We start from the raw sequence: 10,307 nt of genomic DNA on the forward strand, positions 1-10,307 counted from the left end.
TAAATTAAAAAATCGCTTGGGTGGGTGCTATAATAACAGTAAAAGCTAAAAGATAAAAAATAATTTATAAATAACATAATAATGCTTAAAATTAAAGGGCGGGAATTGAGAATAAAATTTAAAAATTATACGTTTACATTTGTAAATAGAAGTTTATGATGAATATATACTGAAAATTGTTAAGTTTTTCAATTTTTTTATTCAACTTTTTCCCGCCGCACACCTACTTAACAGTACTTCCTTCGGTCGCAGGCGGACTTCGTCAAAGTTGCTGCCAAAGGCACGCTTCACGAAAGTGCAAGTGTAAAAATAATACTAAATAGTACTAATTATGTTTTATATATAGAATAAATTATTAAATTTAGACTGAAATATAGCCTTTAGCGACTGTGGGCTGTGCCTGCTTCTCGCCTGCCTACGGCACTGACAGTGTCACAAAAGAACTGGGGTTGCCGAAGACATGCATGGTGGGCACGACTGTGTGTTTCGCAGGGCTAGTACCAGAAAATAATAAAAATATAAAAACTAATTTTGACAAACTATAGTTGTTTAGGTATATACTAAAGTGATTTTTTCAATAATTTTCAAAGAGTTGAAACTTTTCCGTTATTAATAATGATAATTCTCTTTGCCGTCTCTTACTTCTATTAAGAAAAAATTTTTTAATAGTACGTTCTATCTTCTTAATATTATTTTCAAATACTTTTTTTATTAGTATTTTTTCTATTAATTTGTTTTTTATTAAAACTTCTTTTTTTAGAATCATTTTTTTTATACTCTTTATTTTCTAAACTCTTAAAATTGTTTTTTTTCTTAGATTTTAAAGGTTTTGATTTATTTATTTTAGCCTTATATGTATTTTCTTTTTTGGTAATTAATCTTTTTTTCTTAGGCTTTGCTTTAGCCCATTTAGATTTATCATGCTTTTTTTCTTTTTTTTCTGATTGTTCAGTTTTATCGGACGTATCAGAGTAAGTATCATCTTCTCCATAGTCTTCATCTATATCATATTCTGAAACATTTGCAAAAATATTTTCTATATCTTTTAATTTTTTATCTTTCTGTTTAAAGAAAAAGTCTATTTCTTTTTTTGTAAGGTCTCTAATATGTCCTGCTTCTAATGTTCCTGAAGTTTCATCATACTTGCTTACGCAGCCTACAGATATCCTCTCCAAATCTATAACCTTATATCCTAAATAATCAAATATCTTTCTTATCTCTCTGTTTTTTCCTTCGTTAATAGTAAGACGTATTTTACTCTGAACTCTTCCTTTTGATAATATCTTAAACTTAAAAGGAGAATATGTAACATTTTTTATTGTAATGCCTTTGCTTGCCTCGTATAATTTTTCTGAATCTATCTTTCCATTAACTGTAACATCATAAACTTTTAATATTTCATAAGACGGGTGTGTAATAATATTTGCAAACTCTCCGTCATTGGTAATTATCATAATGCCTCTTGATTCAGAGTCAAGCCTTCCAGCATAAAAAAGTCTTTCCTTTATACCCTTAAAAAACTCTGTAATTATTCTTCTTCCGGGTAAATATTTTGTAGTGCTTACAACACCTAAAGGCTTATATAATGCCATATATCTTTTTCTCTGTCTTTCTATCAATTTCCTATCTATAGAAACACTGTCAGATTCTTTTACTCTGTATGCAGGGTCTAATATAACCTCATTATTTACTCTTATTCTTCCAGACATTATGGCTTTCTCGCAGTTTCTTCTGCTTGCAAAACCAGATTCTAATATTACTTTGACAAGTCTTACTGCTTCTTCATTTTTTTGTTTTTTCATATATATAAGATGCTCACTAAAAAATTTAACGGACTTTATCATATACTAATTTTATTAATTTGTCAAAACTTAATAAAATGCATATAGACTAAAATTGATTTTTAATATATTATATATCATCTTATTAATAAAAAGTTACGGATTTTAATTATGGATACAGCAAAAGAAGAATATAATATTTCATTTATAAGCATACTTGTAATCTGCTCATATATAGCATGTCAAATGATATCAAATATAGCAAGCGTAAAAATAGCAAATGTTCTTACACTTGCAGTAGACGGAGGAACTTTTTTATATCCTTTAGCCTTTACAATCAGAGATATGGCTCATAAAACCATAGGAAAGAAAAATACTCAAAAACTAATAATAGTATCCGCCATTATTAACATATTCTCCCCTATCTATTTTTATATAGTCTCTCAAATACCTGCAGATGCAAGCTGGCAGTTTAATGAAGCATTTAAAGCAACATTAAGCCCAGTACTTAGAATATCAATAGCTTCAATACTCGGTTCCACTTTATCCGAGCTTGTAGATACAGAAATATATCATTTATTTGTTACTAAAATTACAAAAAAATATCAATGGCTTAGAGTATTAATAAGCAATGCTTTCAGTATACCAGTAGATAACTTGGTATTTGTGATTATAGCATTTTGGGGTGCTTTGCCTTTTGACGCCTTGGTTGCAATATTTATATTTAACTTTATTGTAAAATATGCGGTTACTGTAATAAGCGTACCTATGATATATTTGGTAAAAGATAAAAATTAATTGCTGTTTCTTTTTATATTAAAAATTATATTAAAAAAATACAATTAAGAGAGTAAAAAACAATATGAAAGCTAGTATAAAATATTTATCATCATATTTGCCTGAAAAAGTTGTTACAAATTATGATTTAGAAAAAACATTGGATACCAATAATGATTGGATAGTTACAAGAACTGGAATAGAAGAGCGAAGAATAGCGGACAAAGATGAAAGCACTGGAGATATGGCAGTTAAAGCTGTACAAAAACTTAAAGAAAAAGGAGCTGTAATAGAAGATGCCGATGCTGTAATAGTTGCTACTTCTACAAAATCGTACACTTTTCCTTCTACAGCAGGACTTATACAAAAGGCATTTAATATAAAAAACTCATGCCTTTCTTTTGATATATCAGCAGCATGTTCCGGATATATATATGCTTTAAATACTGCAGCATCGTTAATAGAAAGCGGCGAATGCAAAAAGGTTTTGATAATAGCTGCAGAAAAATGTTCGGATATACTCAACTGGGAAGACAGAAGTACTGCCATACTATTTGGAGATGGGGTTAGCAGTGCATTGCTAGAGGCTTCAGATGAGGGCAAAGGTATTATAGCTACTGATATAGGCTCAGAATCTAATCCAGACATACTTATAGTAAAAGGCGGCGGAAGTGTTTCTCCTATTACAGAAGAAAATGTTTTAGATAAAACAAATACTATATATATGGAAGGTACAGAAGTATTTAAAAAAGCTGTAAAAACCTTTGATCATACTATTAATAAAACTATACAAAATGCCAATTTACAATTAAAAGATTTATCACTTATAATAACACATCAGGCAAATACTAGAATAATGAATGCTGTTGCCAAAACTTTGTCTCTTACAGATGATAAGTTTTATGTTAATATACAAAAATACGGAAATACATCTGCTGCAAGTGTGGGTATAGCTTTTACAGAAGCATTTGAAAATGGGGCTATAAAAGAAGGTGATTATGTACTATTAACTGCTTTTGGTGCTGGTCTTACTTGGGGTTCTACTTTAATAAAATTTTAGAAATAATAAAGTTTTAAAAATTATAATTAAAAGAGGTTATAAAAATGACATTATATGAATATTTAACTTCAGGATTCGGTAAAGAAGAAGATTTGAATTGTGCTGAAAAAATGCTTTACGGAGCAAATAAAGTATATGATTTGAATATAGATAAAAATGATTTAAAATTGGCTGCTGGTTTCGGAGGCGGTATGGCTATGAGACTTACCTGCGGAGTATTAACTGGCGGTATAATGGCTTTTTCTAAGGCGTTTATACAAGAAAGAGGACATGAAGGAACTCTCGTAAAAGAAATAGAAGCAGAATATATAACGAAATTTAATGAGAAGATGAAAAGTACAAACTGTGACTTATTAGTAGAAAAATATAGACACCCAGAAAACGGATGCGATTATCTAATATTTGAAGCGGCTAAAATATTTGATGAATTAATGGAAAAATATAAAGAATATAGAAAAGATAAGTAAAAAATATGTTTTAGTATAAAAAATAAGTGAGAAGATAAAAAATCCTCACTTATTTTTATATTAACTACTTAGTATATACATAAACAAATACAGTTTGTCAAAAATGAAGTTATATTTTGTTTTTAATTATGGAAGCACACAGTCGTGCCCGCTCTGCGTGCAGACGAAGTCCAGCGAAAGGCTATATTTCAGGCTAAATTTAGTAATTTATTCTACATGTAAAACATAAATTAGTACTATTTAGTATTATTTTTACACTTGCACTTTTTGCAGCTTTTTGAGGCTGGAAAAAGTTGAATAAAAAAATTGACAAACTTAAAAATTTTTAGTATATACCTAAACAACTATATTTTGTCAAAAATTATTTTTTTTGTTTTTATTATTTGTGGGGACTAGCCCTGCGAAGCACACAGTCGTGCCACACCCCCCAGTTCTTTTGTTGGCACAAAGAACCAAAAAGACTGCATTTTTAGTCTAAATCTAGGCTATACCTTAAATTTAATACATATATTTTAAATATAAAACATATATTTTAAATATAAAGTTCTAGCAGTTGCGTTTTTCGCTCTGCGTGCCGACGAAGTCCACCTTTGGTTTCGGCAACCCAAGTTCTTTTGCGACCGAAGGAAGTGGGGGGCAGGAGGGAAAAAGAACAACAAAAAAATTGACAAACTTAAAAATTTTCAGTATATGCATTAAACAACTATAGTTTGTCAATACTTTAATTATCATTTTTTATATTTATTTTATTCTTCTTTTTGATATACATGTTCACAGTAAGGAGCATTATAGCAGCCATCGCAGTTAGTTATACTTGGATTGTATTTAAGTTTTCCATTTAAAATATCTTCAAATATTTCATCAAAATAATTATTCAAATTATATTCGCTTTCTATATATCCGCATACTGAAAGCAAAAAATCTCTGTCATTATACACTTCATTTATTTCAGTGTTTTCATCTATAACATCTTTTTCTCTGTATATAGTAAATACTACTTCACAGTGTTCTATTTTTTCTGCTATATTCTTTTTTATATATTCGCTTAAAATTAATTTCAAATAAAGTATAGGCTGAAGATATGTAAGTATTGTATCTTTTATAATTTCTATATTTGTTTTTTCTTTTTTATCTTTTTTTTCTGTTCTAGGGCTTCCTTTATAATCAACAATTCTAACCCCGTTTATATTTTTATATTTATCATCTTTATAACTGAAATCTATTCTGTCTATTACACCTCTTATCTTTAATGTAAAATCTCCTTTTTTATATATTATATATTCTCTTTCATCGAATCCTATACGTCTTTCAAAATCAAAAGGTATATAATGATAGCCTTCATTCATATCTTTAAACTTATTTGTTATTATCTCTTTTTTTATAAAGGCATGCATAACATTTAATGCTTCTTTTTTTATAATATTTTGATCTAATTTATACTCAATAAAATACCTCTCTTCCAAATCTTTTTTTGAATATGATTCTATCATTTTATTAATATGCTCTTCCACTACTTCATCAGCTATATTGCAGTATGTATTAAACTCTTCTTCTTTAAGCGAGCAGTCAAAAATAGATGATTTATCTTGTACATCTTTATAAAACTTTTGAAAAAATTTATGATAGGTAATACCTTTATCAGCACGGTTAATACCCTGAACTTTTGCCTCAACAGAATCTTTCTGATATAAACTCGAATAAAAAAACTTGGCAGAACATTCCATTATAGACTGAAGAGTTGTAACTGAAACTGGACTTTTAAAAATATTATAGAAAAATGTTTTTATCTCTTCGCTTTTATCATCAAAATTATTATATCCGTTTTTATTTCTCTTATGATATACTTTATTCATAATATTTTTAACATCATCTATATAATATGCTGCTTCATGATTAAAAAATAAACTCATTAAATTTTCTTTATTAGTATGAATATTATTTTCTTTTTGTATATATTCTTTTCTGTATATAAGTCCGTTTTCTTTTAAGTTATCAAATTTAAAATCATTATGATACATTTCATTATATAAATCTTCAAGATAATAAAAAGGAACTTCCAAATTACCATTATCATCTTTTAATCTGAAAGAAAAATAAACATGACTGTCTTCATAGCAGTAAGATAATATATTCAAAAATAAAGCATAAGAAATATCAGACAAATAATGCTGAGTATTAAATGCATGCTTTTTCAAATCTTTATTGATACTTTCTCTTAATTTCTCTCCTATAAAAAATACATTTGGTCTTCTGTTTATAAAGTCATTATTCATACCCAATATAAATAAATGCTTAAATCTGAGTCCTCTAGCATCATATAAATTACTAACTGTAAGAGAAATTTCTTTATCATCATTATCCATAAGAGATTTATCTCTTAATAATACATTCAAAGCAGTTTGAAAATCGAAATGACTTATGCTCTCATTTTCTATTGTTTCTATCTCTTCAGTATATGATATAGTAAGCACTAAATCAATAAAGAGTGCCAATGCCTCATTATCTCTATTATAATATTCTTTTTCATATTCATCATCATAAGATATAGAACCAATTTTTAGAAATTTTAAAATATTTATATAAGCAAGTCCTATCTCTTTATAAGTTTTCTTTGATACCAATACATTAAGCAAATCAATAAACTCTATTATAGTTTTTGAAGTGTTATTATTATTGAACTTTCTTGCTATTTTATCCTTAAAGTCATTAAAAGCCATCTTTGAATATATTTCTACCGAATTATATTTATCATACCTATCATAAGAGTAAATCAAATCTCTTATATTATAAGGATTTAATCCCTCAAGATTTTTCATATATGAAGAAGAGAGAACCTTTATTAAAGCGTCTATATTAAGCTCTCCATTATATTTATCAAGTATAGAAAATATAGAAGTAAGCACTGGTATTATAGGTACTTTCCAAACAAAATTAGCCCTTCTTTCATTAAACTTAATAGAACATTCTTTTAATCTTCTTGAAACTATATCACTGTATTTTTGAATATCCGAAAATATTATTCCTATATCATATAATGGGATACCGTTTTTTATTAATTTTATAATCTCATCTATTACCGTATCAGCTTCCTGTTTTGCTCCGAAACCAGATATGAATTTGATTTTTTCTTTATATTTAGTTAAATTAGTTTTATCTATAAGAGATTTTGAAAAATCCGAATTAGTACTAATATCAAAATTATCAATTCCCTGATAAAATGATCTATAATCATAAAAATATTTTTTCATGTCATAAGGCAGTTCCACTTTAATATTTATATTATAATATTTTTTGAGGCTTTCTAAAAATATTAAATGCAATGGCGGTATCTTTTCAAAACCGTAAATGATTATACTGTTATACTCATTCAAATAATCAAGTTCTCTGTTTTTTATAGCCTCTATGAAAAGCTCAAATATATCAAACTCATCTAAGAGATCATTTTGTTTATTATATTCTTTATAATGCTTTATAATTGTATTTATCTCTTTAAGCTCTTTATAATTATTCAAATCAAAACCGTAAAATTTAGCCAAAGTAATTTCTTCTATAAGTTTATAGAATGTGTATGCAAGTTCGTATGTAATATTCTGTTTCGCTATTACAGAGTTTTTATTATTATATTTATATTCATCTAATATGTTATGAATATTGATTATTGCAATTGATTCATCTATATATTGTTTTTGATTATCTATTCTGTAATTTATAAAAAAAGTCTCTTTATTGTCTTTATAATATTTATGCAGTATCTGATAATTACTGATATCCATTGTATAGTTTTTGAATTTATCTTTAAGATAATTATTTTTTGCTTTATAATTTGGAAATAAAATTAATTCTGGCATAACAAAAATCACTTTTTTATTCTATTATACTGAAAATTTTTGAGTTTGTCAATTTTTTATTCAACTCCTTCCATACTTTATACAGCTCAAAAGAAGCAGTCTTTTATAAGATTTATCTGTTTCATATAAAAAAGGCATAGACTAAATAAGTCCATGCCTTTATCAAATTTTTTTTGTATATTACATTTTTCTTAAAGCTATACTAAGAAAGAAGGCAAAACCTCCCCATATGGCTAGCAAACTAAGTCCCATAAATATAGCAGAATCTATTCCCATAATTTTATCTCCTTTATTTAATTTTATTTAGATTGATGAGTTACATTAGGCTGTCTGTCTTTAAACTTAGCAAATAATATACCCACTATAAATGCTATAACAGGCATAGACCAACCCAAAGCAACTAAAGCCCAAGTAGGATAACCGCCATAAGGAGTTTTGAAATCATTAATTAATTTTAATGAAAGCATTACAGCTAAGAATATAGGAGTTAAGAATTTCAAGCAGAAATCCCACCAAACGCCAACTTTAAACTCACTTACAGTGTTGATAGTTTCTTTAAATGAACCAAGTTTATATACCCAAGCAACTAATATAATCTCTATAAGTCCGCTTACTACAATATTATAATTGTTTACAAAAGCGTCCACTATATCAAGTATAGAAAGTCCGCTTCCAGTAGCATATACCATAGATATAGCACCTTGTATTACTATAATAATAATACTTACTTTTTTTCTGTTGAAATGGAATTTATCTATAAATGAAGATATTACTACTTCAGCAAGAGAAATAGCAGAAGTAAGACCAGCAAATGCAAGAACTAAAAAGAATACTAAACCAAATATTCCGTTTAAGCCCGGAAGAGAGTTAATAGCTTCTGGAAATACCATAAATGCCAAACCTATACCGCCGCTTCCAGCTACATCAGCAACGGCTTTTCCTTGAGAATGAGCCATATAACCTATTATACTAAATACTGTAATACCAGCAAATAAACTAAAGCTAGTATCAGCAAAACCTGTCATAAATGCATTGTTTGCTATATCAGAATCATCAGGTAAATAACTAGAATAAGTAATCATGATACCGAAAGCAACAGACATACTATAAAATACTTGTCCGTAAGCATCTATCCAAATTTTAGGATTAGTAAGTTTAGAGAAATCAGGTTTGAACATATAATCAAGACCTGCCAAAGCACCAGGTAAAGTTACACCTCTAATAAGAATAATTACTACTAAAACAGCTAATAAAGGCATAAATATTTTATTAGCTTTTTCTATACCGTCTTTAACACCGCCAATAACAGAAATAAGTATTATAACCCAAACAATAATTAAAGGTATTGCAACACCAATATTAAAATTACTTAATGAAAAACCGCTCTGAAGTTTTAAATATTCATTTGTGAAAAATCCAGCTGTATCAGTTCCCCATTTTAATCCCTGAATAGAAAAAAGTCCATATGATAATGACCAAGCAATAATAACAGAATAATAAACAACTATTGCAAAACATGTAAATACCTGAAGCCAGCCTAACCATTCCCAAGACGGATTAAGTGCCTTCAAAGCACCAGGAGCACTTTTATGAGTTTTGTGTCCTATAGAAAACTCTAATATCATTATAGGTATACCAGCTGTAAGCATAGCTATAAGAAAAACTATCATAAAAGCTCCGCCGCCATTAGATGCAACCATATACGGGAAACGCCATATATTACCCAAACCAACGGCAGAACCTATTGCAGCAAGTATAAAACCTGCTCTTGTTCCCCATTGTCCTCTGTGATGATGATGACTCATCTTTTTTCTCTCCTTTATTTTTTTCATTTATATATACTAAATTTATATAATATATGAAAACACTTTAAATATCAATACTTTGTATAGAATTTTTTTATTTTGTTTTTCACATAAAGATAGACAATATAAATATATCTTTGTTTTTATACGGCACAATATTGTTCTTTGTATTTCTTGCTTAAAAAATTATCATTTGTAGGCTTGTTATGGTGTGCGGTAATTAGATTGTAAATAATAGCTGTATTATATTCTTTTTAGGCACTGCTTATAAATTTATTAAAAAGATATATCTATAAAATTTATAATTAAAAATAATTTATGAAATAAAATCAAAAAAATCTATTTTCTTGGCTTATTTTTCATAAAAAATTTGTTTAACTAATGTTTATATATTTTATTTACTTATAAAAAATCTGGAGTATAATCTAAATGCGTAACATAAACAGAATGAACGATTATTTTGTACGCTGTCTTTTAGGCTCTGTAGGAAATGAGGACATATTAGAGAACATAGTAAATGCTGTACTTGAAGACTTAGGTTTTGAAACTGTGCATAATTTAAAAATAAT

The 10,307-nt window shown here is 27.7% G+C and carries 7 protein-coding genes and 1 pseudogene; 4 read left to right on the forward strand and 4 right to left on the reverse strand.

Annotation, left to right across the window (positions count from 1 at the left end; genetic code table 11):
• Positions 1 to 695: 695 nt before the first annotated feature.
• Positions 696 to 1,802, reverse strand: coding sequence for a pseudouridine synthase (locus Q1X91_RS14470; protein WP_300759119.1), 1,107 nt, complete (start codon positions 1,800 to 1,802; stop codon positions 696 to 698).
• Between the two features lie 150 nt (positions 1,803 to 1,952).
• Here Q1X91_RS14470 and Q1X91_RS14475 point away from each other — a divergent pair, with 150 nt between their 5' ends.
• The 3 genes from Q1X91_RS14475 to Q1X91_RS14485 all read left to right on the forward strand — a co-directional run bounded on the left by Q1X91_RS14475 (position 1,953) and on the right by Q1X91_RS14485 (position 4,085).
• Positions 1,953 to 2,579, forward strand: a complete 627-nt coding sequence (locus tag Q1X91_RS14475) for a queuosine precursor transporter (protein ID WP_300759121.1) — start codon at positions 1,953 to 1,955, stop codon at positions 2,577 to 2,579.
• A 64-nt stretch (positions 2,580 to 2,643) separates the two neighbouring features.
• Positions 2,644 to 3,618: a beta-ketoacyl-ACP synthase III gene (locus Q1X91_RS14480; protein ID WP_300759122.1), complete on the forward strand. Its 975-nt coding sequence runs from the start codon at positions 2,644 to 2,646 to the stop codon at positions 3,616 to 3,618.
• Between the two features lie 44 nt (positions 3,619 to 3,662).
• On the forward strand, positions 3,663 to 4,085 hold the full coding sequence (locus Q1X91_RS14485) for a C-GCAxxG-C-C family protein (protein WP_300759124.1): 423 nt from the start codon (positions 3,663 to 3,665) through the stop codon (positions 4,083 to 4,085).
• 746 nt (positions 4,086 to 4,831) lie between these two features.
• Here the strand turns inward: Q1X91_RS14485 and Q1X91_RS14490 are convergent.
• The 3 genes from Q1X91_RS14490 to Q1X91_RS14500 form a co-directional block, all read right to left on the reverse strand.
• A complete protein-coding gene (locus Q1X91_RS14490; protein ID WP_300759126.1) occupies positions 4,832 to 7,933 on the reverse strand; it encodes a PD-(D/E)XK nuclease family protein in 3,102 nt (1,033 codons plus the stop codon).
• 180 nt (positions 7,934 to 8,113) lie between these two features.
• Positions 8,114 to 8,209, reverse strand: a complete 96-nt coding sequence (locus tag Q1X91_RS14495) for a MetS family NSS transporter small subunit (protein ID WP_013114021.1) — start codon at positions 8,207 to 8,209, stop codon at positions 8,114 to 8,116.
• Between the two features lie 23 nt (positions 8,210 to 8,232).
• Positions 8,233 to 9,738, reverse strand: a complete 1,506-nt coding sequence (locus Q1X91_RS14500) for a sodium-dependent transporter (protein ID WP_300759129.1) — start codon at positions 9,736 to 9,738, stop codon at positions 8,233 to 8,235.
• A 429-nt stretch (positions 9,739 to 10,167) separates the two neighbouring features.
• Here Q1X91_RS14500 and Q1X91_RS14505 point away from each other — a divergent pair.
• Positions 10,168 to 10,307 (forward strand): annotated as a pseudogene (locus tag Q1X91_RS14505) (ATPase); the annotation flags it as partial.

Source organism: uncultured Brachyspira sp., assembly GCF_949287625.1.
In the GTDB taxonomy this organism is placed as follows: domain Bacteria; phylum Spirochaetota; class Brachyspiria; order Brachyspirales; family Brachyspiraceae; genus Brachyspira.